Origin of the sequence: Rhizobium sp. NPDC092011, from assembly GCF_044756305.1 — a bacterium.
GTDB lineage: Bacteria > Pseudomonadota > Alphaproteobacteria > Rhizobiales > Rhizobiaceae > Rhizobium.
Map to the genome: position 1 here is coordinate 39,582 of NZ_JBIVSO010000009.1, position 20,483 is coordinate 60,064.

Annotated in this window: 22 protein-coding genes; 1 reads left to right on the forward strand and 21 read right to left on the reverse strand. The window is 62.2% G+C overall.

Features of this window, described 5'->3' with window-relative positions; translation table 11 throughout:
• Positions 1 to 120 precede the first annotated feature (120 nt).
• From phnN to phnG, 15 genes are all read right to left on the reverse strand, one after another.
• The gene (gene phnN / locus ACIQJ2_RS27265; RefSeq protein WP_400674831.1) at positions 121 to 726 is read right to left on the reverse strand and encodes a phosphonate metabolism protein/1,5-bisphosphokinase (PRPP-forming) PhnN; all 606 of its coding nucleotides are present in this window, start codon (positions 724 to 726) and stop codon (positions 121 to 123) included.
• Positions 723 to 1,862 (reverse strand): alpha-D-ribose 1-methylphosphonate 5-triphosphate diphosphatase, encoded by a 1,140-nt coding sequence (locus ACIQJ2_RS27270; RefSeq protein WP_400674834.1) that lies wholly within the window; start codon positions 1,860 to 1,862, stop codon positions 723 to 725. The genes phnN and ACIQJ2_RS27270 overlap by 4 nt, the downstream gene beginning before the upstream one ends.
• A gap of 118 nt (positions 1,863 to 1,980) precedes the next feature.
• The gene (locus ACIQJ2_RS27275; protein ID WP_400674836.1) at positions 1,981 to 2,667 is read right to left on the reverse strand and encodes a DUF1045 domain-containing protein; all 687 of its coding nucleotides are present in this window, start codon (positions 2,665 to 2,667) and stop codon (positions 1,981 to 1,983) included.
• A 188-nt stretch (positions 2,668 to 2,855) separates the two neighbouring features.
• A complete protein-coding gene (gene phnE / locus ACIQJ2_RS27280) occupies positions 2,856 to 4,202 on the reverse strand; it encodes a phosphonate ABC transporter, permease protein PhnE (protein WP_400674838.1) in 1,347 nt (448 codons plus the stop codon).
• An 8-nt stretch (positions 4,203 to 4,210) separates the two neighbouring features.
• Entirely contained in the window at positions 4,211 to 5,191 is a 981-nt protein-coding gene (gene phnE / locus ACIQJ2_RS27285) for a phosphonate ABC transporter, permease protein PhnE (protein WP_199149266.1), read from the reverse strand.
• A 66-nt stretch (positions 5,192 to 5,257) separates the two neighbouring features.
• The gene (gene phnD, locus ACIQJ2_RS27290) at positions 5,258 to 6,163 is read right to left on the reverse strand and encodes a phosphonate ABC transporter substrate-binding protein (RefSeq protein WP_184708761.1); all 906 of its coding nucleotides are present in this window, start codon (positions 6,161 to 6,163) and stop codon (positions 5,258 to 5,260) included.
• Positions 6,164 to 6,256: 93 nt separating this feature from the next.
• On the reverse strand, positions 6,257 to 7,111 hold the full coding sequence (phnC, locus tag ACIQJ2_RS27295) for a phosphonate ABC transporter ATP-binding protein (RefSeq protein WP_400674841.1): 855 nt from the start codon (positions 7,109 to 7,111) through the stop codon (positions 6,257 to 6,259).
• 221 nt (positions 7,112 to 7,332) lie between these two features.
• Complete coding sequence (locus tag ACIQJ2_RS27300; RefSeq protein ID WP_400674844.1) at positions 7,333 to 7,887, reverse strand: pyridoxamine 5'-phosphate oxidase family protein; 555 nt, start codon at positions 7,885 to 7,887, stop codon at positions 7,333 to 7,335.
• 93 nt (positions 7,888 to 7,980) lie between these two features.
• On the reverse strand, positions 7,981 to 8,598 hold the full coding sequence (locus ACIQJ2_RS27305) for a DapH/DapD/GlmU-related protein (RefSeq protein WP_400674847.1): 618 nt from the start codon (positions 8,596 to 8,598) through the stop codon (positions 7,981 to 7,983).
• Complete coding sequence (gene phnL / locus ACIQJ2_RS27310) at positions 8,595 to 9,302, reverse strand: phosphonate C-P lyase system protein PhnL (RefSeq protein WP_199149262.1); 708 nt, start codon at positions 9,300 to 9,302, stop codon at positions 8,595 to 8,597. The genes ACIQJ2_RS27305 and phnL overlap by 4 nt, the downstream gene beginning before the upstream one ends.
• 9 nt (positions 9,303 to 9,311) lie before the next feature.
• On the reverse strand, positions 9,312 to 10,088 hold the full coding sequence (gene phnK / locus ACIQJ2_RS27315) for a phosphonate C-P lyase system protein PhnK (RefSeq protein WP_184708751.1): 777 nt from the start codon (positions 10,086 to 10,088) through the stop codon (positions 9,312 to 9,314).
• Positions 10,085 to 10,996, reverse strand: a complete 912-nt coding sequence (locus ACIQJ2_RS27320; RefSeq protein ID WP_199149261.1) for an alpha-D-ribose 1-methylphosphonate 5-phosphate C-P-lyase PhnJ — start codon at positions 10,994 to 10,996, stop codon at positions 10,085 to 10,087. Before ACIQJ2_RS27320 ends, phnK begins: the two co-directional genes overlap by 4 nt.
• Positions 10,993 to 12,102, reverse strand: coding sequence for a carbon-phosphorus lyase complex subunit PhnI (locus ACIQJ2_RS27325; RefSeq protein WP_400674852.1), 1,110 nt, complete (start codon positions 12,100 to 12,102; stop codon positions 10,993 to 10,995). Before ACIQJ2_RS27325 ends, ACIQJ2_RS27320 begins: the two co-directional genes overlap by 4 nt.
• A gap of 3 nt (positions 12,103 to 12,105) precedes the next feature.
• The gene (gene phnH / locus ACIQJ2_RS27330) at positions 12,106 to 12,729 is read right to left on the reverse strand and encodes a phosphonate C-P lyase system protein PhnH (RefSeq protein ID WP_400674855.1); all 624 of its coding nucleotides are present in this window, start codon (positions 12,727 to 12,729) and stop codon (positions 12,106 to 12,108) included.
• The gene (phnG, locus tag ACIQJ2_RS27335) at positions 12,729 to 13,205 is read right to left on the reverse strand and encodes a phosphonate C-P lyase system protein PhnG (protein ID WP_400674858.1); all 477 of its coding nucleotides are present in this window, start codon (positions 13,203 to 13,205) and stop codon (positions 12,729 to 12,731) included. The genes phnH and phnG overlap by 1 nt, the downstream gene beginning before the upstream one ends.
• Before the next feature lie 101 nt (positions 13,206 to 13,306).
• Between phnG and phnF the strand changes: the two genes are divergently transcribed.
• On the forward strand, positions 13,307 to 14,041 hold the full coding sequence (phnF, locus tag ACIQJ2_RS27340; protein ID WP_400674861.1) for a phosphonate metabolism transcriptional regulator PhnF: 735 nt from the start codon (positions 13,307 to 13,309) through the stop codon (positions 14,039 to 14,041).
• A 94-nt stretch (positions 14,042 to 14,135) separates the two neighbouring features.
• Here the strand turns inward: phnF and ACIQJ2_RS27345 are convergent, their stop codons facing one another.
• The 6 genes from ACIQJ2_RS27345 to mepA form a co-directional block, all read right to left on the reverse strand.
• The gene (locus tag ACIQJ2_RS27345) at positions 14,136 to 14,771 is read right to left on the reverse strand and encodes a 2,3-bisphosphoglycerate-dependent phosphoglycerate mutase (protein WP_400674863.1); all 636 of its coding nucleotides are present in this window, start codon (positions 14,769 to 14,771) and stop codon (positions 14,136 to 14,138) included.
• A gap of 122 nt (positions 14,772 to 14,893) precedes the next feature.
• Entirely contained in the window at positions 14,894 to 15,718 is an 825-nt protein-coding gene (gene dapB, locus ACIQJ2_RS27350; protein ID WP_400674865.1) for a 4-hydroxy-tetrahydrodipicolinate reductase, read from the reverse strand.
• Between the two features lie 14 nt (positions 15,719 to 15,732).
• Positions 15,733 to 17,472 carry an ABC transporter ATP-binding protein gene (locus tag ACIQJ2_RS27355; RefSeq protein WP_400674999.1) on the reverse strand — a complete coding sequence of 580 codons (1,740 nt, stop codon included), beginning with the start codon at positions 17,470 to 17,472 and terminating at the stop codon, positions 15,733 to 15,735.
• A 327-nt stretch (positions 17,473 to 17,799) separates the two neighbouring features.
• A complete protein-coding gene (locus tag ACIQJ2_RS27360; RefSeq protein ID WP_400674867.1) occupies positions 17,800 to 18,822 on the reverse strand; it encodes a glucokinase in 1,023 nt (340 codons plus the stop codon).
• A 35-nt stretch (positions 18,823 to 18,857) separates the two neighbouring features.
• Complete coding sequence (locus ACIQJ2_RS27365) at positions 18,858 to 19,238, reverse strand: methylglyoxal synthase (RefSeq protein WP_400674869.1); 381 nt, start codon at positions 19,236 to 19,238, stop codon at positions 18,858 to 18,860.
• A 98-nt stretch (positions 19,239 to 19,336) separates the two neighbouring features.
• The gene (mepA, locus tag ACIQJ2_RS27370; RefSeq protein ID WP_400674872.1) at positions 19,337 to 20,371 is read right to left on the reverse strand and encodes a penicillin-insensitive murein endopeptidase; all 1,035 of its coding nucleotides are present in this window, start codon (positions 20,369 to 20,371) and stop codon (positions 19,337 to 19,339) included.
• Between the last annotated feature and the right edge of the window lie 112 nt (positions 20,372 to 20,483).

A 20,483-nucleotide genomic window follows, 5' to 3' on the forward strand; every position in this document is an offset into this window, starting at 1 on the left:
AGCCTCGAACCACGAGGGCGGGTGGATATATCTTCCCGGGCCACCTCAGTATGAGGTGGAGAGACTTCCGTCCGCCGCGGTTGTGAATTCACTGAGCCGATCCGGGCGTGGCGCGAACACCTATTTCCGGATCAGTGCTTCCAGCGCGGAAATGATGGCGGCTTCGGCGTCGTCGAGCGTGCCGCTATTGTCGATTTCGGCAACATCATAGCCATCCTGGACCGCAAGCGTGCTGCGCTCCAGGCGTTTCAGCACATCCTCGCGGCTTTCGCGGCCACGCGCCATCAGTCGCTCAGCCAGCACTTCGCGCCGCGCCGTGACGTTGATGACCTTCAGCTTCGGAAATGCAGCCTGGAAATGGGCCAGCGCCGAACGCGAGCCGTTGGCGATGACCAGATTTCCGCGCGCAAGCTCTTCGGCGACGTCGGTCGGAATGCCGTATTTCAGGCCATGCGCCTCCCAGGAGACGGCGAATGCACCCGCCTGCTTCATGGCATCGAAATCCGCATCGGAAACGCTTCTGTGATCTTCGTTGCCGGCATCGCTGTCGCGCGTGATGACACGGCGGACGAAGTGGACGTCCTGCCGGCCGGCAAAATGCCGGGCGGCGAGGTTCATCAGCGTATCCTTGCCGGCACCGCTCGGGCCGACGACGACAGCGAGTGTGCCCGCTGCCGCATCCGAAAGGCGATTATTAGCCGGCTCTATATCGGCGTTGGCGCTCATGCCACCCGGCGTCCTTCGCGCCAGACGGAGCGCGTAACCGGTACGCCGTGATCGCGGCGGACACGCACCAGATCGGCGCGCAGGCCCTCAGCGATACGCCCGCGATCGTCGAGGCTGACGGTCTTTGCCGGCGTTGCCGTGACCATGGCGATCGCCTGCGGCAGAGAGATGCCCTCGACTTCGTCGGCGAGGATGAAGGGGGCGTGAAGCAGGCTGAGCGGTACGTAGTCGGAGGAGAGCACGTCCAGCACGCCGAGTTCAGCCAGATCGCGCGCAGCGATATTGCCCGAGTGCGACTTGCCGCGCACGATGTTCGGCGCGCCCATCAGCACGCTCATGCCGGCGCCATGCGAAGCCTTGGCAGCATCGATGCTGGTCGGGAATTCCGCGAGGCGGACGCCGTAGTGGATGGCTTCGTCGACATGGGCAAGCGTCGCGTCGTCATGGCTGGCGACGGTGATGCCGCGCTCGGAGCAGACCTTGGAGATCGCGTCGCGGTGCGGCGTTGCGTATTTGGCCGACTCTTCCTGTCGCTTGGCGACAAAGCGGGCAAAGACCTCGTCGCTCAGGCCGCGCTTCTTCTGGTAGTAGAAGATATATTGATCCATGGTCTGGAACTGGCGCTGGCCCGGCGCGTGGTCCATCAAAGACACCAGACGGACGTAAGGATCTTTCTCGAAGTCCTGGAAGTGATCGAGGACGTTGTCGGAGGAGACTTCGCAGCGCAGATGGATCAGGTGGTCGGCGCGCAGGCGATCTTCGCGCTGCGCCGCCTGAATGGCGTCGGCCATATCGCGCATTTCGCCCTTTTCGAAGCCGCCGTCTTCATCCGAGCCCATGCGCAGGCAGTCGAACACGGTCGTGATACCTGACGTGACGATCTGGGCGTCATGAGCCTGGATGGCCGACGTTTTGTGCCAGCGAACGCCCGGACGCGGGGAGTAATGCGCTTCGAGATGGTCGGTGTGCAGCTCGACCAGGCCGGGGATGAGATAATCACCCTCGAAATCCTCGCCGATTGCGGACTTGCCTTCGGAAATGGCGGCGATGCGACCGTCACGGATCAGCACCGAGCCTTCGACGATCCTGTCTTCGAGAACGATGCGGGCGTTGGAAAGGACGGTTTCTTTGGTCATGTCGGGTCTTTCATCATTGGAGCAATTCCAGCAAAAGTGCGAAGCGGTCTTGCGTCAGGAACTGCGTGAAAACAAAGAGACGGAGCATTCCCGCGACTGTGTTTGAAGCGGGTATGCTCTAGCCGCCAGCAAGCGGCAGCCAGGAGCGGACGGTAAAGGGCGCCCCACGCTCTTCTTCGACGAAGATGGCAAGGCTTGAAATGGCAAGTGGTTTGCCGGAATGGTCGGCAAAGCGCTTGCGCAGGGTTTCATGCATGTCGGCCTGACGCGCGGCGGGCACGGGACCGGTCAGCGTCATATGGAAACGGAACTCGTCGTTGACATAAGGATAGCCCCAGCGCAGCAGGTGAGCGCGCTGCGGCTCCGTCAGTTCTTCCGGCTTGCGTCGTGCGATGTCATGGTCGGACAGCGGGGCGCGGAACGGCTCGAAGGTCTTGACGACACTGAAGGCGAAATCCTGCAGCGGCTGGTAGAGCGAACCCGGCACGAGCGCGAAGAACGGGCCGAGCTGGCCGAGCACCAGCTCCGGAATGGTGAAGGCCTTGGTGCGCGAGGCGAAGTCGGCGGCGACCTCGAGCAGATCGCGCTCATTCACTGATGAGGCGAGCTCGAAGGGCGCCTTCAGCGTGGCATGGAAGCCGTAGCGGCGCGGATCGGCGGTCAGTTCGGCATGGTCTTCCGGCAACGGGCCCATCGCCTTGTCGGAAAAAATCTCATTGGAAAAAGCATCGCGGCCCAGCCAGCGGGCGGCAAGCGACGTCAGCGAATCGTCTTTGGGCGGCGTGAAATAGAGAGCATAGCGCAAGGCTGTATTCCTTGGAAAAATCGGCTGCGCGGGGCACTGTTGGGTGATTTGCAACAAACCGCAAGAGCAGTAAGGCCGCAGCTGGTCGAATCCGGCTAAATCCGATTCGATCACTGCGGTCTTGCCGGGCCTGCGCTACCGGATTCCCGTGACAGAATGATGATGCGTTGCGATTTTTCTCGCTATTTTTACTTGACCCTTGTCCCCATCAGACGTGAACGCAGCGCGTTGGATGCGGCGTCGAACAGGAAGACCACGATGAGGATCAGCAGCACCATGTAGGCGACGTTGGCCCAGTTGGCATTCGTGCGCATCGCTTCCCAAAGCTTGAGGCCGATACCGCCGGCGCCGACCGCGCCGATGATGGTCGCGCCTCGCACGTTCGATTCCCACTGGTAGAGCGTCTGGCTGACGATGACAGGTACGATCTGCGGCACGATGCCGTAGCGATGCACCAGTATCGTCGACGAGCCCGTGGATTTCACGCCTTCACGCGGCTTGTTGTCGATATTCTCGAGACCTTCGGAATAGAGCTTGCCGAGCGTACCTGTTTCCGTGAGGAAGATCGCGCCGCTGCCGGCGAGCGGGCCGGGGCCGAAGGCGCGGGTCAGGAAGAGTGCCCAGATCAGCATGTCCACCGACCGCAGGAAGTCGAACAGCCGCTTCAGTACCTGGTTGAGCAGCCGGTTCGGCGTGATGTTGCGGGCGGCCATGAAGGCAAGTGGGAAAGCCGCAAGCGAACCGAGCAGCGTGCCGAGGAACGCCATCACGATTGTCTGGAAAAGCTTGGTCCAGACGTCGCCATGCTGCCAGGCACCGTTGTTCCAGATATTGTCGAAGGCCAGCGAGAGATTGGATTGATCAGGGTCCAGCCGCGGCCCGGAGACAATCAGGCTGACGACTTCGCCCGCCGGCTTGTCGAAGAAGGGCGAATGCGTGTCGAAGACGAAGTTGGCCCAACCGAGGAAACGCTTGCGGATCTTCACCCGATCCGTGGAAATGCTGACATCGCCGGCAAATCCCATATTGGCGAGGATATTGTCGTCATAGACGGTCATCCAGCTCGGAACCGGCTGCGAACCGACGATTTTCGGGGCATTGCCGGAAATGTCGATCGGAATGGTCACGCCATGTGCGGTCAGGATCGCTTGCGTCTTGGTGATCTCCACCGTGCGGCTGGTGCCGCTCACCGAAACGATCATGCTGCCGTCGGGATTGGTCGTCACCCAGTTCGGATTGGGATTGTCGCCGAGCGGCGAGAAGCGCGGATATTTGATGCTGATCTTGTCGCCGGAGATGCGGAACTCCGGCTGGACATCATAGCTGATCCATTGGCTGAGATAGATGCCGACACGTTCCCAGCGTGCGTCGGAGAGGACTTTCGGCAGGTCGAAGAACCATACGGCGTAAAAGCTGTAGAGGACGATGCCGATGAAGACCATCAGCGCCCCATAGCGCTGGCGGAAGGATCGGTGAAAGACCTCCGGATAACGCGCTTCGATTTCCTGCATACGGCCAGCGTCGATGACGGACATGGGGAACCTCAATGCTGCAGAAGGAAGGCGTGCTCGCCGACGAGACGGCGGCGGAGCCATGCGGAAAACTGGTCGACGACGATGATCGTCGCGAAGAGGAGTAGCATCAGCGCCATGGTCTTGGCGCCGAAGCCGCGCGAGATTGCAAGCTTCAGCTCCTCGCCGATACCGCCGCCGCCGACGGCGCCGATGATGGTGGAGGCGCGGACATTGATTTCCAGGCGCAGCAATGCATAGGACATGAAATTCGGCAGAACCTGCGGCAGGGCGGCGAAGCGAACGCGCTCCGTCCAGCTTGCGCCGACGGCGCGCATGCCTTCGTCCGGCTTCATGTCGATGTTCTCGACCACTTCGTAGAACAGCTTGCCGAGCGCGCCGATCGTATGAAGGCCGACGGCGATGATGGCCGCGATCGGGCCGATCGACAGGATGGCGGAAAACAGGCCGGCAATGACGATTTCCGGGAAGGCGCGCAGCAGTTCCATGATGCGCTTGGCGATCAGGCGGATCGGATGCGAGGGAGACAGGTTGCGTGCGGCGAAGAAGGCGAGGGGCACCGCGAAGACGAAGCCGACGATGGTCGAGACCAGCGCGATGTTGATCGTGACGAGCATCAGCTCGAAATATTCAGGGATATAGAAATCGCCCCAGACATAGACACGGCCGAGCGGGAAATTGAACTCCTCGCCGCCGGCGCCGTTTGCGCCGTTGGGGCTCGGCAGATCGAATAGCGCGCGATAGACGTCAGCCCAGTCCTTGGGAATAAGCCAGCTGACGAAATCGAACAGATGCGGCAGGCGCTCGAAGAAATGGCCGGCATTGCTTTCATCGGCGAAGCGAACCGAACTGACGAAAGCAACGAGCAGGATGATCAGGCCGATCCCGGTGTAAAGGCGGCGGCGGGCCACCATCTTTGTCCAGGCGTCGCCGATCTCCTTCGCGCTTTGCGGCGCGCTCTGCATGTTCGGGTGCGTATCGGCAATCGTCATGAAATCCTGCCTTTGTGAATAGCAAAAGGGCGGCCGTTGCCGGCCGCCCAGTCATCGGAATGCGGATCAGCCGCCGATAGCAGCCTTACGAACGTCGATAACGGCGTTGTAGAAATCCGGGGTAACCTTGACGTAGCCCTTGAAGTCGCCGCCTTCGATGGCGTTGAAGCACTTGGCGTCCGTGGTCGGCAGCTTCAGGAAGAAGTCGGCCAGCTTGGCCTGCCATTCGGTGCCCAGAGCGTTGCGAACGACGAGCGGGCCGTTCGGGATCAGCGGCGAGCGCCATACTTCGACGAGCTTGTTCGGGTCGACGGTGCCCTTGTCCACAGCCTTGCGGAACGTGCCGGAGGTGAAGCCGTCCTTGAAATCGCCGATGCCCGAGGAGTCGTCGACAGCGACGTCGACCTTGCCGTCGTAAGCGGCGAGCAGGTTGTTCTCATGGCCGCCGTTGAACTGGGTCGAAGCGAAGAACTTGTCGTTCGGAGCGCCGGTGGTCTTCGGAATCTGCGTCAGCGGAACGAGGTAGCCCGAGGTGGAGTCCGGATCGGCGTAGCCGAGCTTCTTGCCCTTGGCGTCGGCGATCGTCTTGATGCCGGAGGACTTGAGAGCGAGGCCGATCGAGTAGTAGCCGGTCGCGCCGTCGGTCTGCTGCGTGGTCAGGATCGGGGTAACGGCCTTCGGGTCCTTGATGGCGACGGCTGCGTAGCCGGAAGCGCCGAGTTCTGCGAAGTCGAGCGTGCCGCCGAGCAGACCCTGGATAACGCCGTTATAGTCGGCAGCCGGGAACAGCGAAACCTTCTCGAAACCGAATTCCTTCTTCAGATGGTCGGAGAGGCAGGCGTAGTTGCGCAGGCGGTCGGCTTCGTTTTCGCCGCCGAGAATGCCGACGCGGAATTCCTTGAGATCTGCAGCGTTTGCGCCGCCAACGAGCGCGAGAAGCGCCGTAGCCGCAAGAAGAGTCTTCTTCAACATTGGGTTCGTCTCCTGATTAACCGGTGTCCCCGGATGCCTTCGGTCTAGAAGAAATGTGCCCTTGACGCGGGCTCTCGATCTCGGCCGTCCCTCTCAGAGACCGGCCAGTGCCAGCGGTTGCGGGCCGGCAGATTCGGTTGCCGCGGCTTGCGCGGCCGTGTCGGCAATATTGATTGCCGTCGACGTCATGGTCTCGTCGATGCCGGCGCCGTCCTTGTCGGTGCCGTAGATTTCCTTGACGGCTGCAGCCGTCAGTTCGGACGCCTTGCCGTCGAAGACGACGCGGCCGGCGGCCATGCCGACGATGCGTTCGCAATAGTTGCGGGCCGTATCCAGCGTATGAAGGTTGGTGATGACGGTGATGCCTTCACGCTCGTTGATGTCTCGCAGCGCATCCATGACGATCTTGGCGTTGAGCGGATCAAGCGAGGCGATCGGCTCGTCGGCGAGCATCATCTTCGGCTGCTGCATCAAGGCGCGGCAGATGGCAACGCGCTGCTGCTGGCCGCCGGAAAGCGTACCGGCCATCTGCAATGCCGTCTGCTCGATGCCGAGGCGTTCGAGGGCGGCAATCGCTTCGATGCGCTCCTCGCGTGTAAAGACCGAAAGGAGGCTCAGCACGGTCGAGCGTTGGTTGAGCCGGCCAAGCATGACGTTGGTGAGTACGTCGAGGCGCGGAACGAGGTTGAACTGCTGGAAGATCATGGCGCAATCGCGCTGCCAGCTGCGCAGCGCGCGGCCCTTGAGCTTCGAGACCTCGACACCGGAGAAATGGATGGAGCCGGAACTCGGATCTGCCAGGCGGTTGATCATGCGCAACAGGGTCGACTTGCCGGCGCCGGAGCGGCCGATGACGCCGACCATCTGTCCCTGGGGTATGTCCAAAGTCACGGAATCGACAGCAAGCTTGTTGCCAAACCGGCGTGAAACATTCCTGAGTTCGAACATAGTGCTTCCCTTTCGCGGCTGCCGGGCTGCAAAAAATCAGCGGTACCGGTGCTAAGAATGGGCGCATGCCCCCGCCTCGAAGGGAGTTTCGAGGGGGTTGGCGCCAACCACAAGGCAACCGATTAGTCCCGCTTCATGAAGCTCCAATGTCAGTTTTATGTAAGTGCTGTTACAATTCGTCTTGATTTGAGTTGATTAACGACCGAATGCTTCGGCTGTCCTCAGTCGTCAAATAAACCGGTAGGTAAGCCATCCATACTGACGACATTTTTCTCGCGCCAATACTCCTCAATACCATCCGGCCCCTTCGCATTGGCCCAGTTGTCGAGGCTCGGTCTTTCGCCTTCATAGCTGAAGAGCGGTACGCCAAAACCACATGAGGTCTGCACGAGATCGATATCAAGCCACACGATCTGGCGTGCGCCGAGCGGCTCGTCTCCGTCATAGTGCGTGTGTAGCAGTTCCCGATATTCAGGCGACGGCCGGTGGATGATCCTGCCGCGGCCGTAGAGGCGCAGGATCATCGGCGGGCCTTCCATCGCGCAGAACATGATGGTCAGTCGCCCGTCGGCCTTCATATGGGCTGAGGTCTCGTTGCCGCTGCCGGTTCGGTCGAGATAGATGGCCGTGTTGGGGGAGATGATGCGCAGGCAGAGTGTCTCGCGCGGCGAGAGGTTGACCCGCGAATTGGCAGCGGCGGATGCCGTGAAGAAAATGTGTTGCCGCGCGATGAAATCGTGCAGCCTGTCGTCGATACTGGAAAACTGCTTTGCCATGAAGAACTCCTCCCTTAAGCCGGGCTGGACAGATCGCCTGAGGCTGAAACGCCCGCGGGTCCCATGCAAGCCCGGCTTAGGCGGAAAGCGTCCTCAGGCGGCGTAGCGCTCCAAAAAATCTTCCGCAGACAGGGCGCGGAAGTCGGCAAGCGCCGTGCGAAGGCGGTCATGGTCCCAGTCCCACCAGGCAAGCTTGTCCATGCGAGCCCCGACTTCTGCGGTAAAGCGTTCACGGATCAGCTTGGCCGGCACGCCACCGACGATCGTGTAGGGCGCGACGTCCTTGGAGACCACGGCGCCCGCACCGATGACCGCACCGTTGCCAACCGTGACACCCGGCAGGATGGTGGCGCCGTGACCGATCCAGACGTCGTGACCGATGACGACGCGGTTGTCGCGCCGCCAGGTGAAGAAATCCGTCTCCATATCGGCATCCGGCCAGTAGTCGGCGGCGCGATAGGTGAAGTGGTGCAGTGTGGCGCGCCAGGTCGGATGGTTTGTGGCGTTGATGCGCACCGCAGCGGCGATGTTGACGAACTTGCCGATCGTCGCGCACCAGACCGCGCCATCCTGCATGATGTAGGAATAGTCGCCAATCTCGACTTCATCGATGCGGCAGCGGTCGGACACTTCGGTGTAGCGGCCGAGCGTCGAATTGTTGATGCTGGCTGAGGAGCTGATGTAGGGCGTTTCGCCTAGCTTGCGGCTCATGCTGCTGCCTTCCTCGGCGAGAATTGCGAAACGTCGAGAATACGGCTGCCGACGGCCTCGCGTACTTCCTCGTCATGGAAGATGCCGAGGAGGGCGACACCCGCCCGCTTCTTCTGTTCGATCAAGTCGACGACGACGGCGCGGTTGCGGGCGTCGAGCGATGCGGTGGGTTCGTCGAGCAGCAGGATGGCGTGGTCTGTGATGAAGCCGCGCGCGATGTTGACGCGCTGCTGCTCGCCGCCGGAGAAGGTGGCGGGCGGCAGCTGCCAAAGCTCCTGCGGCAGGTTCAGCTGTGCGAGCAGACCGGCCGCCTTTTCGCGGGCATCCGCAGCGTTTACGCCACGGGCCAGCAGCGGCTCGGCAACGACGTCGATGGCGGCGACGCGCGGCACGGTGCGCAGGAACTGGCTGACATAGCCCATGGTCTGCCGGCGAACTTCAAGCACCGTGCGCGGGTCGGCGGTGGCGAGATCGACAATCTTGCCCTTGTGCGCGACGAGGATCTGGCCGTTGTCGACGGCATAATTGCCGTAGATCATTTTCAGCAGCGAGCTCTTGCCGATGCCGGAGGGACCGCCGAGCACGACGCATTCGCCCGATGCGACCGAGAAGGAGACATCGGCGACGACTGGCAGGCGCAGGCCGTCGCGCAGGTGCATGGTGAAGCTCTTGAAAACTTCGGAAACGACGAGTGGAGTTGCCATGATACTTCCTCAGACCTGCAGGATCGAAGAGACGAGCAGTTGCGTATAGGGTTCGCGCGGATCGTCGAGCACGCGGTCGGTCAGGCCGTGTTCGATGACGTATCCGTCCTTCATCACCATCATGCGATGCGACAGAAGCCGGGCGACGGCGAGATCGTGCGTGACGATGATGGCCGACAGGCCGAGATCGTTGACGAGGCCGCGAACGAGGTCGAGCAGACGTGCCTGTACCGAAACGTCGAGGCCGCCGGTCGGCTCGTCCATGAATACCAGGCGCGGGCCGGTCACTAGGTTGCGGGCGATCTGCAGGCGCTGGCGCATGCCGCCGGAGAAGGCGCGCGGCTGGTCGTCGATACGGTCGGCATCGATCTCGACCCGCTCCAGCCAGTCGATGGCCGTATTGCGGATATTGCCATAGTGGCGGTTGCCGATCGCCATAAGGCGTTCGCCGACATTGGCGCCGGCCGAAACCGTCATGCGCAGGCCGTCGGCCGGGTTCTGATGCACGAAGCCCCAGTCCGTGCGCATCAGGAAGCGGCGCTCGGCTTCGTTCATGCGGAAGAGATCGCGATAGGTCTCGTCGCGCATATGGTATTCGACGCTGCCCGTCGTCGGCAGCAGCCGGGTCGAGATGCAGTTGAGCAGCGTCGTCTTGCCGGAGCCGGATTCGCCGACGATCGCCAGCACTTCGCCGGGCCAGAGTTCGAAGGACACGTCACGGCACCCGATGCGGCTGCCGTAGAATTTCGAGATGTCCTTGACTTTCAGAAGCGGTGTATCGGTCATTCGGCAGCCTCCTTGCTACCAGGCAATCCATCGGCTGCAAGCCCATTTGGTGCCAGCATAGGGCCGACATGACCATGGGCACGGCGGTCCTCGCAGAAATCGGTGTCGGAGCAGACGAACATGCGCCCGCCCTTGTCGTCGAGGATCACCTCGTCGAGATAGACCTGCTCGGCGCCGCAAAGAGTACAGGGCTTGTCGAAGCGCTGGACCTCGAAAGGATGGTCCTCGAAGTCGAGGCTGACGACTTCGGTATAGGGCGGAACGGCATAGATCCGCTTCTCACGTCCCGCGCCGAAGAGTTGCAGGGCATCGGACAGATGCATTTTCGGATTGTCGAATTTCGGCGTCGGCGATGGGTCCATGACGTAGCGTCCCGCAACCTTGACCGGATAGGCATAGGTCGTGGCGATACGGCCGTTACGGGCGATGTCTTCGTAGAGCTTCACATGCATGAGGCCGTATTCCTCAAGCGCGTGCATCTTGCGGGTCTCGGTTTCGCGCGGCTCCAGATAGCGCAGCGGCTCTGGGGTCGGCACCTGATAGACGAGCACCTGGTTCGCACTGAGCTTGGTTTCCGGGATACGGTGACGCGTCTGGATGATGGTCGCCTCTTCCGTGCGGGTGGTGACCGCCACATTGGCGACTTTCTGGAAGAAGGCGCGGATCGAGACGGCATTGGTCGTGTCGTCGGCACCCTGGTCGATGACCTTCAGCACATCCTGCGGGCCGATGATCGCCGCCGTTAGCTGAACGCCGCCGGTGCCCCAGCCGTAGGGCATCGGCATTTCGCGCGAGGCGAAGGGTACCTGATAGCCGGGGATGGCGATTGCCTTCAGGATGGCGCGGCGGATCATCCGCTTGGTCTGCTCGTCGAGATAGGCGAAGTTGTAGGTGGCGAGTTCGGTCATTCGGCTGCCTCCGTCATGGGATCCATGCCGCTGTCGCGAGCGGCCTCGAAATCGCGGCGCATCCGCCGCACCAGGTCGAGTTCGGCCTGGAAGTCGACATAGTGCGGCAGCTTCAGATGTTCGACGAAGCCGGTCGCCTGCACGTTGTCGGAGTGGGAGATGACGAATTCTTCGTCCTGTGCCGGCGCAGTGACGTCTTCACCGAATTCGTCGGCACGCAGCGCACGGTCGACCAGCGACATGGCCATGGCCTTGCGTTCGCTCTGGCCGAAGACCAGGCCGTAGCCGCGGGTAAACTGCGGCGGCGCCTTGGCCGAACCCTTGAACTGGTTGACCATCTGGCACTCGGTCACCTGGATGCGGCCGAGCGAGACGGCAAAGCCGAGTTCCGGCACGTCGAGTTCCACTTCGACTTCGCCGATGCGGATTTCGCCGGTGAAGGGATGAGTGCGGCCGTAGCCACGCTGCGTCGAATAACCGAGCGCCAGCAGGAAGCCTTCGTCGCCGCGGGCGAGCGCCTGCAGGCGAAGATCGCGGCTCATCGGGAACTCCAGCGGCTTGCGCGTCAGATCGCCGATTTCATGATCGACCGGCATGGCGCCGTCGCCCTCGATCAACCCTTCCTGGTCGAGAATTTCAGAAACGCGCATGACGCGGCCCTCTTCGGCCGGCCGCTGCATCGGTTCGTCCACTTCCTCGTCGGTCAAAAGGCTCGGGTCGAGCAGGCGGTGCGTATAGTCGAAAGTCGGGCCGAGAAGCTGGCCGCCGGGCAAATCCTTGTAGGTTGCCGAGATACGGCGTTCGATCTTCATTGCTGCGGTGTCGAGTGGCTGGGAGTAGCCGAAGCGCGGCAGTGTCGTGCGGTAGGCGCGCAGCAGGAAGATCGCTTCGATCATGTCGCCGCGCGCCTGGCGGACGGCAAGTGCCGCCAGCGTGCGGTCATAGAGCGAGGCTTCGGCCATGACGCGATCGACGCCGAGTGCGAGCTGCTCGACGATCTGGTCGATGCCGAGCGCCGGCAGCGAACGGTCGCCGCGGCGACGATCGGCCAGCAGCCGGTGAGCATTGGCGATGGCGGCTTCGCCACCCTTTACGGCAACATACATATGTCACATCTCCGTCGCGATGATCTTGGTGGTGCGCGGCAGGCAGAGGAATTGCCGGCCGGCGGTCAGAACGAGGTCCGCACCGCGCGGGAAGAGGGCGCGATTGTCGTTCCAGATGCGAAGGAAGCTGTCCGGCAGGCCCACGGGAGCGATCATGCTGACGCCGTTGATGCCCGGGCCGGAAAGCGCCAGATCCTTGCCACCTTCGAGGCTTTCGATCTCAAGAATGATCGTCGTTGAGCGATCGGGATATTCCTGAGTGCCGATGCCGAACTGGTTGAAGGAGGACAGCGCCATGCCGGCCTCGATGAAAGCAAAGGCCGCTTCGAGCCGTTCTTGGATAATCGGCGCCCCTGTGTGGAAGCTCAGCCATTCCGGTAGGCTCGACCGTCCAAGGCTGGTGGAGAGCCAGACCGGCGTGTCGTGATCGCAAAGTGTAAGCCCGATCGCGCCGGCGGCGATGCCGAGCGGCGCCGGAGGCGCGACCTCGGTCGAGATGGTCTGCAAGGTGCCGGGGCGGGCCATCGCATCCATCATCAACTTGAAGACGCTCTGCCCGTCGAAAACCGGGTCGGTGAATCCGCCCGTCAATGCATCGTTACCGAAGGTGGAGGGGGTAAGGCTCATCAGTCTTCTCCGCGAACCATGGTGAAGAAATCGACGCGCGTCGCAGCCGTCTCTTGGGCGCGCTTGCGGTCATACTCGGCGATGCGTTCGGTGACCGGCTGAAGGATAGCCTTCTCGACGAATTCCTTGGTGGCTGACTGCTGCCAGAGCGCGTCGAAGATGGCCGAGAGGCGAGCCTTTTCCCGATCCGTGCCGAGCGCGTGCGCATGGCCGATCGTGCCCGATGCGAGCCGGACGGTGGCGCGGGTCACCGTGACCTCACCTAGATTGAAGGGAGAGCCGCCGCCGCCGATGCGGCCGCGCACCATGACGAGCCCGGTCTCCGGTCCGCGTACTGGCTGCACCGTCGGCTTGCTCGGCAATGCCTCCCACGCCGCTTCCAGTTCGTCACGCTCTGCCTGCGCCAGAAGATCTGCAACGCGCTTGCGTTCCCTCCGCTCCTGTGCGGCCGCTTCCTGCCTCTGTGCTGAATTCATCGCGTCTTCCTCTAAATGTCTATTGATATAGACAACCATACAATGTAGGTTTATATCTATTGGTGAGTCGTGACAAGCGTGTGACAGGGCGAGTGGGCGAAATGGCAGGGCAGAAGATACAGAGACAGACGGGCGTGGCGCTCTGGCGGCAGATCGCCGACCGGATTCGCACGTCGATCAACCACGGTGATTTTGACGAAACGGGCATGGTGCCGCCGGAAACGACGCTGGCGCTGCAGTTCGGCGTCAACCGCCACACGATCCGCAGCGCGCTTGGTGCGCTGGCGCAGGAGGGTATTGTCCGGGCGGTGCAGGGGCGTGGCACACTGATCGAGCGCAAGGAGCGGCTGAGCTTCCCGATCTCCAAGCGCACGCGTTTCTCGCAGGGGATCGGCGATCAGGTACGCGAGACCCGCAGCGTCCTGCTTGCGGCAGGCGAAGAGCCGGCAAATGTGGAGTTGGCCCATCAGCTCAAGGTCGATGTCGGCACCCAGCTTGTGCGCCTCGAAACGCTCGGCCAGGCGGATCATCGCCCGGTGTCGCGCGCCACAAGCTGGTTTCCGGCCGATCGCTTCGGCAATATCGCGGAGATCTACCGGACGACCGGATCGATCACGAAGGCTTTTCGGGAATTGGGTGTGCCGGACTATGTCCGCGTCGTCACCGAGATCACCGCGACCCATGCCGACGAAAGCGACCTGAGCGATCTGCAACTATCGCCGGGGGCTATCGTTCTGGTCTCCCAGGCGCTCAATGCGGATCTTGACGATGTCCCGGTGCAATATTCGATTTCCCGCTTCGCCGCCGACAGGGTGCGGTTTACAGTCGAAAACTAAGGCTGCAAAGCAATCTTCGGAAAGATCGTCCCCTCTCCCCCGCAAAAGGGGGAGAGGGCTAGGGTGGGGGCTTTTTAGCCCTGACAGATTGCGCTCAATGCGCGCCCGACATGTCGCCGAGGACTTCCTTCGAGGCGACGGTGGAATCGGCCTTGAGCTTGTAGACCATCGGCACGCCCGTCGCGAGGTTCAGCTCGAGGATCTGTGCCTTGCTCAGGCGGTCGAGAACCATCACGAGCGAGCGCAGCGAGTTGCCGTGGGCGGCGACGAGGACGTTCTGGCCGGCGAGAACGCGCGGCAGGATTTCCGTCAGGTAGTAAGGCCAGACGCGCGCGCCGGTGTCGCGCAGGCTTTCGCCGCCGGGCGGTGGGACGTCGTAGGAGCGGCGCCAGATGTGGACCTGTTCTTCGCCCCACTTGGCGCGGGCGTCGTCCTTGTTGAGACCGGAGAGATCGCCGTAGTCGCGCTCGTTCAAAGCCTGATCCTTGATGGTCTCGAGGCCGGGCTGGCCGATTTCATCGAGGATGATCTTCAGGGTGTGCTGGGCGCGGGTGAGATCCGAGGTGAAGGCGATATCGTATTTGATGCCGTAGTCGGCCAGCGCCCTGCCGCCCGTCTTGGCTTCCTCGACGCCAAGCGCGGTCAGATCGGGGTCCTTCCAGCCGGTAAAGAGATTCTTCAAATTCCAGTCGCTCTGCCCATGGCGAACGAGAACGAGAGTACCGCTCATAATATTTCTCCTTGATAGAGCAATTCCAGGAAAAGTGCGTAGCGGTTTTCCGGTTGGAATTGCGAGACAATAAAAGGCTGGAGCGGATCAGCAGTTCCGTGCCGACCCGCTCCTGGATCGGATCAATGTGTCGCGAGCCCGAGAACGTCGAGCATGGAATAGAAGCCGGGTTTCTTGTCGCGCGCCCAGAGTGCGGCTTGCAGCGCGCCGCGCGCAAACAGCGACCGGTCGCCGGCATTGTGCGACAATGTCAGCCGCTCGCTCTCGCTGGCGAAAATCACCGAGTGATCGCCGACCACGCCGCCGCCACGCAGGGTCGCAAAGCCGATCGTGCCGGTTGGGCGCGGGCCGGTGTGGCCATCGCGAACCCGTACGGAATTGTCGTTGAGATCGACGCCACGGCCCTTGGCCGCAGACTGGCCGAGCAGCAATGCCGTCCCCGAGGGTGCATCGACCTTATGGCGATGATGCATCTCCAGCACTTCGATATCCCAGTCGTTTGACGGCAGCGCACGGGCCGCCTGCTCGACGAGCACGCTCAAAAGATTGATGCCGAGGCCCATATTGCCTGACTTGACGATGCGGGCATGGCGCGCGGCTGCCTTGAACTTGGCTTCGTCCTCGCCCGAGCATCCGGTCGTGCCGATGATGTGGACGATGCGCGCCTGCGCGGCGAGGCCGGCAAAGGTGACGCTGGTTGCCGGCGTGGTGAAGTCGATGACGCCTTCGGCATGGAGAAACGCGGCGAGCGGATCGTCGGTCACGGAAATGCCGATCGGGCCGAGCCCGGCGATCTCGCCGGCATCCTTGCCGATGAAGGCGGAGCCGGGACGCGCGACTGCAGCATGCAAGGTTACGCCATCAGTGGCGTGGATGAGCCGGATCAGAGCCTGTCCCATGCGGCCCGCCGCGCCAACCACCACCAGCTTCATCGCATCGTCGCTCATATCGTCTCTATCGTCTATTTGCGGGAGTTGCCGGAAGCGACCGGCCGCTGAAGGTTGTTGAGACGAGCGTAAAGGCCATTGTCGGCCTCTGCAAGCGTCTCGTGGTTGCCCTCTTCGACCACGCGGCCGTTCTGCATGACGACAATCTTCTCGGCCCGGACGACCGTCGACAGGCGGTGGGCGATCACGACGACCGTGCGGCCGCTCATGGCTTCGTCCAGCGCCTTCTGCACGGCTGCTTCCGATTCCGTATCGAGCGCCGAGGTCGCTTCGTCGAGCAGCAGGATGGGCGCATTGCGTACGAGGGCTCGGGCGATCGACAGGCGCTGCCGCTGACCGCCGGAAAGCGTCACGCCGTTTTCGCCGACCGGCGTGTCGTAGCCCTGTGGCTGCGCCATGATGAAGTCATGGGCATAGGCGTGCCTTGCAGCTTCTTCGATTTCGGCATTCGTCGCGTCCGGGCGGCCATAGCGAATATTGTCGCGGATCGAGCCTTCGAAAAGGTACGGCTGCTGCGAGACATAGGCGAGATGCTGGCGCAGCGACTGCTTGGTGATGTGGCGAATGTCCTGACCGTCGATGAAGATGCTGCCTTCTTTTGGGTCGTGGAAGCGCGGAATGAGGTTGATCACGGTCGACTTGCCGGCGCCGGAAGGACCGACGAGCGCGGTCGTCTGGCCACCTTCGGCAACGAAGCTCACATCGTCCAGAACGGCGTCGTTGCCGTAGGCGAAGCCGACGCCGCGGAATTCGATGCGAGCCTGCGTGACGACAAGCGGCTTGGCGTCGGGCAGATCGCGCTGGCGTGGCTCCATATCGAGCAGCTCATAGATCATCCGTGCGTTGACGACGGCACGCTCCAGCTGCACCTGCAGCTTGGCGAGACGGCGCGCCGGATCATAGGCGAGCAGCAGCGAGGTGGCGAAGGAGAAGAAGACACCCGGCGACACGCTGTCATAGATCGATCGATAGGCGGCATAGGCAAAGAGGCTGGCGATCACGAAGCCGGCCACGCTTTCCATCAGCGGACCGTTGCGCTCCGAGAGGCGTGCGATGCGGTTCTGCCGGTGTTCGGCCGCGGTGATGAGCTTGTTGATCTTGCTTTCCAGCTCGTTTTCCATCGTGAAAGCCTTCACGATGGAAATGCCCTGGATCGTCTCCTGCATCGCGCCCAGAACATGGCTGTTCAATACGACCGCTTCACGGGTCGCGGAGCGCAACCGCTTGGAAATATAGCGAAGCGCGAGGAACAGCGGTGGCGCGACGACGACGAAGGCGATGCTCAGCACCGGATCCTGGAAGATCATCACGCCGACCAGCGACACGAAGGTCAGCAGGTCGCGCGCCGTAGATGTGATCGTCAGGTTCATGACATCGCGGATACCGGAAACGTTCTGGCTGATCTGGGCGGCCAGCTGCGCGGAACGGGCCTCGCTGAAGAAGCCGACCGACAGCGTCATCAGGTGATTATAGAGCCGCCGCTGATAGCGGGCGATGATATTGTTGCCGATCTTGGAAAGGATGACCGACTGAAAATAACCGGCGAAACCGCGTGCCACGAAAACGACGAAGATGCTGCCGCAAATCAGCCAGGCATCGACGAGATTTCGATCGACGAAGGCCTTATCGATAACCCACTTCATGATGTAGGCGATATAGGCCGTCGAGAGCGCGACGAGGATCAGGCAGGTGATCGCGACGGCGTAGCCCCAGATATGATCGCGGCCGTTCTCGGCGATAATCCGCTTCAGCATGCCTGAGATGGCTTCACTGTCGACGTTGTTTTTTTGGGTATCGGGCGATTTCAAAAATCGGCGTCCTGTCTCAAACCAAGCGAGCCGCACATGGCACATGCTTTCGCGGCTCTATAAAGACTTAGGGCGGCTTTGGCTAGGGATGGCTTGCCGCGCTGGTTAAGAGCCATGTCTTGAGCTCCGGTCATTATAGGTGGAAGAGGCCCCATCCGAAAGACATCGGGCCTTTTCCCATTGTTGCGATCGACCCCGTCAAACCGGCTTCAGGATCGCTTTGCCAACCGTCCGGCAGCCCACCGAGGCAACGTTGCCGTTCGTCCGGGGCGTTCAACGCCGCCAGCGGCGACCGTCGGTCGCAAGGCCGAAGCTTGCAGGCTTGCGGGCATAGCTTGCGAGTCCCGACAGCGCTGCGAGCGGATGCGTCACGACATGGGTCGGGATTGTCTTCATCATCTCTGTATGCGGCGCCTTGTCTTCGAAGGCGGCGCGGAACTCCGGCTTCTGCAGCGCCGGCAGGATCTTCTGTGGAATGCCGCCGGAAAGATAGACGCCGCCGCGCGCCATGAAGATCATGGCGATATCGCCGGCGACGCGGCCGAGATAGGTGGCAAACAGCGTCAGCGTTTCCTCGGCCTGCCTGTTGGTGCCGGCAAGGGCGTGATTGGTAATGTCGGCGGGTTCCTTGAGGCTCGGCTCGATGCCATCGGCTGCGCAGACGGCATGATAGAGGTTCTGAAGCCCGCGGCCGCAGATGATCTGTTCGGCCGAGATGCGGCCCTCGATCGGTTCCAGATGCGGCCAGATCTGCAGGTCGCGCTCGGTGCGCGGTCCAAGATCGATGTGCCCGCCTTCGCCGGGAACCGGTATCCACTGATGCTGGGTGTGGACGAGGCCGGCAACGCCAAGCCCGGTGCCCGGCCCGAGCACGGCGCGTGAGGCGGTCTTGTTTTCAGAGGCCATGCCGATGGTTTCGCGATGGTTGTCGGCGATCTCAGCAATCGCCAGCGCCTGCGCCTCGAAGTCGTTGATGACGAGTACATCTTCGATGCCAAGATTGGCGATCATCGTCTTCGGACGGATCACCCAATCGCAATTGGTGAGCGGAATTTCGTCGCCCTGCACCGGACCGGCCATGGCAAGGATCGCGGAACGCGGCTGCACCTTGCTCTTTTCGAGGGTTTGCCTGATCGCGTCGTCGATCGTTTCGAAGTTTGCGGTCTGCACGACGGGAAAATGTTCCTGCTCGGCTTCAGCATCGGCAAGGATCGAGAAGCGGGCGTTGGTGCCGCCGATATCGCCGATCAGGATGGGAAAAGGCAGGGGGGCGTCGCTGTGATTGAGCTCGGGCATGGCCAGGTCCGTGGTCTGCCGCCGGCAAGGCGGATTTAGTGATTTAGTGTTTTGATCAGCCGCTCGGCAGTGGATTCGTTGAGCGCCATCGGAATGTCGTAGAGAACGGCAAGCCGCGTCAATGCCTTGACGTCGACGTCATGCGGCATCGGGGTGAGCGGATCGATGAAGAAGACGAGCATGTCGATTTCGCCGGTGGCGATCAGCGCGCCGATCTGCTGGTCGCCGCCAAGCGGCCCGCTTTTCAGGCGCGTGACCTTCAGGTCGGGGCAGGCATCGAGCACGCGGCCTCCGGTCGTGCCGGTGGCGACGATATGCCAGTCGGCAAGTGCCGCCTGGTTGCGCCGTGCAAATTCCGCCATCGCGTCCTTTTTCTCATCATGCGCGATCAGGGCGATGCATTTGCTGCCGGCCATAAAGTCTTTGCTCCGCACCTATTTTTCAATCGATTTATTCGCCTTCTATACCAAGGGCGCGCGTTTTGAAAGGCTACCCCGCAAGGATGCTTCCGGCCTTATTGCTGCGGGATCTGGCCGGGCGGTGTATTGCCGGAATTTGACAATGTATCCGTTCCGGTTGCTGCGCCACCGCCCTTGACGCCGTAGGTGGCTGCCCGCACCGAAGCGACCGGGGGCGCGGCCAGCACGGCTTCGCAGGCCTTCGGCAGATCGGAAACCATAACCTCACGGGGCTTTACCGGCGGCTTGTCGCTCGGTTTCGGCTTTGCCCAGGGCTCCGGACCGAGCCACCATGCCAGCGTCTTGTCGCAACCGTCCCCGGCGGCGACCGGGGCTTGCTTGGTGCAGCCGACGGAGCCGGCAGGGCAGCGGAGGCGGATGTGGAAATGCGAGTCATGCCCATATTCCGGGCGCAGCTTGCCGAGATTGCTGCGATCGCCAGTCCAGCTATCGCACATTTTCTTCTTGATAGCCGGATTGACGAAGATGCGCTCGACCTCGGGGTAGCTTGCCGCGCGCATCAGCAGGCGGGCATGCGCCGGCGTCCAGACCCGGTCGTTGATGGTCAGGAACTTGTCCTTGGCCAACATGGACGTGAAAGGCAGGCTCTCGCGGTCTGCGGCCGTCAACCTGTGTTGAGGCATCGGCGTCAGCCAGACATCGGCATCGAGACCGATCTGGTGCGAGGCGTGGCCGTTGAACATTGGCCCGCCACGCGGCTGTGAGATGTCGCCGACGAGCAGGCCCGGCCAGCCGTCATTCTTCGCCGCGTCGCGCGACAGGCGCTCGATGAGGCCGATCATCTCGGGCCGGCCCCAGCGGCGGTTGCGGGAAAGGCGCATGGCCTGCCAGGTCGGTCCATCGGCTGGCAAGGCGACTGCGCCGGCAAGGCATCCCTTGGCGTAGAAGCCGACAGAGTGCGACGGCCCTTGCGTCGGCAGAGTCACGGCTCCGAAAACCGCCTTGGCACTGCCGGGCGAGGGAGCCGCCTGCTGTGCGAGCACATCGCTTGCCAGAAGGCCCATGCCGACTGCGGTAGCCAGCGAGACGTTGCCGATAGTTTGAAGGGTGCGAGCCAGTAGGGAAATCATGCGTATCCTTGAAAGGCGGCCGAAGCGGGCCGAAGTGATTTGCGGCGAGATTATCCTGAAAACCTGTTCAAGTTAATCCGCAGCAATCACAGGTGGCCGACACGCGGCCACC

Bases quoted from the DNA above. Each gene is read 5' to 3' on its own strand.
- phnN (WP_400674831.1), bottom strand. From the start codon at position 726: ATGAGCGCCAACGCCGATATAGAGCCGGCTAATAATCGCCTTTCGGAT.
- ACIQJ2_RS27270 (WP_400674834.1), bottom strand. From the start codon at position 1,862: ATGACCAAAGAAACCGTCCTTTCCAACGCCCGCATCGTTCTCGAAGAC.
- phnE (WP_400674838.1), bottom strand. From the start codon at position 4,202: ATGTCCGTCATCGACGCTGGCCGTATGCAGGAAATCGAAGCGCGTTAT.
- phnE (WP_199149266.1), bottom strand. From the start codon at position 5,191: ATGACGATTGCCGATACGCACCCGAACATGCAGAGCGCGCCGCAAAGC.
- phnD (WP_184708761.1), bottom strand. From the start codon at position 6,163: ATGTTGAAGAAGACTCTTCTTGCGGCTACGGCGCTTCTCGCGCTCGTT.
- phnC (WP_400674841.1), bottom strand. From the start codon at position 7,111: ATGTTCGAACTCAGGAATGTTTCACGCCGGTTTGGCAACAAGCTTGCT.
- ACIQJ2_RS27300 (WP_400674844.1), bottom strand. From the start codon at position 7,887: ATGGCAAAGCAGTTTTCCAGTATCGACGACAGGCTGCACGATTTCATC.
- ACIQJ2_RS27305 (WP_400674847.1), bottom strand. From the start codon at position 8,598: ATGAGCCGCAAGCTAGGCGAAACGCCCTACATCAGCTCCTCAGCCAGC.
- phnL (WP_199149262.1), bottom strand. From the start codon at position 9,302: ATGGCAACTCCACTCGTCGTTTCCGAAGTTTTCAAGAGCTTCACCATG.
- phnK (WP_184708751.1), bottom strand. From the start codon at position 10,088: ATGACCGATACACCGCTTCTGAAAGTCAAGGACATCTCGAAATTCTAC.
- ACIQJ2_RS27320 (WP_199149261.1), bottom strand. From the start codon at position 10,996: ATGACCGAACTCGCCACCTACAACTTCGCCTATCTCGACGAGCAGACC.
- ACIQJ2_RS27325 (WP_400674852.1), bottom strand. From the start codon at position 12,102: ATGTATGTTGCCGTAAAGGGTGGCGAAGCCGCCATCGCCAATGCTCAC.
- phnH (WP_400674855.1), bottom strand. From the start codon at position 12,729: ATGAGCCTTACCCCCTCCACCTTCGGTAACGATGCATTGACGGGCGGA.
- phnG (WP_400674858.1), bottom strand. From the start codon at position 13,205: ATGAATTCAGCACAGAGGCAGGAAGCGGCCGCACAGGAGCGGAGGGAA.
- phnF (WP_400674861.1), top strand. From the start codon at position 13,307: ATGGCAGGGCAGAAGATACAGAGACAGACGGGCGTGGCGCTCTGGCGG.
- ACIQJ2_RS27345 (WP_400674863.1), bottom strand. From the start codon at position 14,771: ATGAGCGGTACTCTCGTTCTCGTTCGCCATGGGCAGAGCGACTGGAAT.
- dapB (WP_400674865.1), bottom strand. From the start codon at position 15,718: ATGAGCGACGATGCGATGAAGCTGGTGGTGGTTGGCGCGGCGGGCCGC.
- ACIQJ2_RS27355 (WP_400674999.1), bottom strand. From the start codon at position 17,472: ATGCTGAAGCGGATTATCGCCGAGAACGGCCGCGATCATATCTGGGGC.
- ACIQJ2_RS27360 (WP_400674867.1), bottom strand. From the start codon at position 18,822: ATGCCCGAGCTCAATCACAGCGACGCCCCCCTGCCTTTTCCCATCCTG.
- ACIQJ2_RS27365 (WP_400674869.1), bottom strand. From the start codon at position 19,238: ATGGCCGGCAGCAAATGCATCGCCCTGATCGCGCATGATGAGAAAAAG.
- mepA (WP_400674872.1), bottom strand. From the start codon at position 20,371: ATGATTTCCCTACTGGCTCGCACCCTTCAAACTATCGGCAACGTCTCG.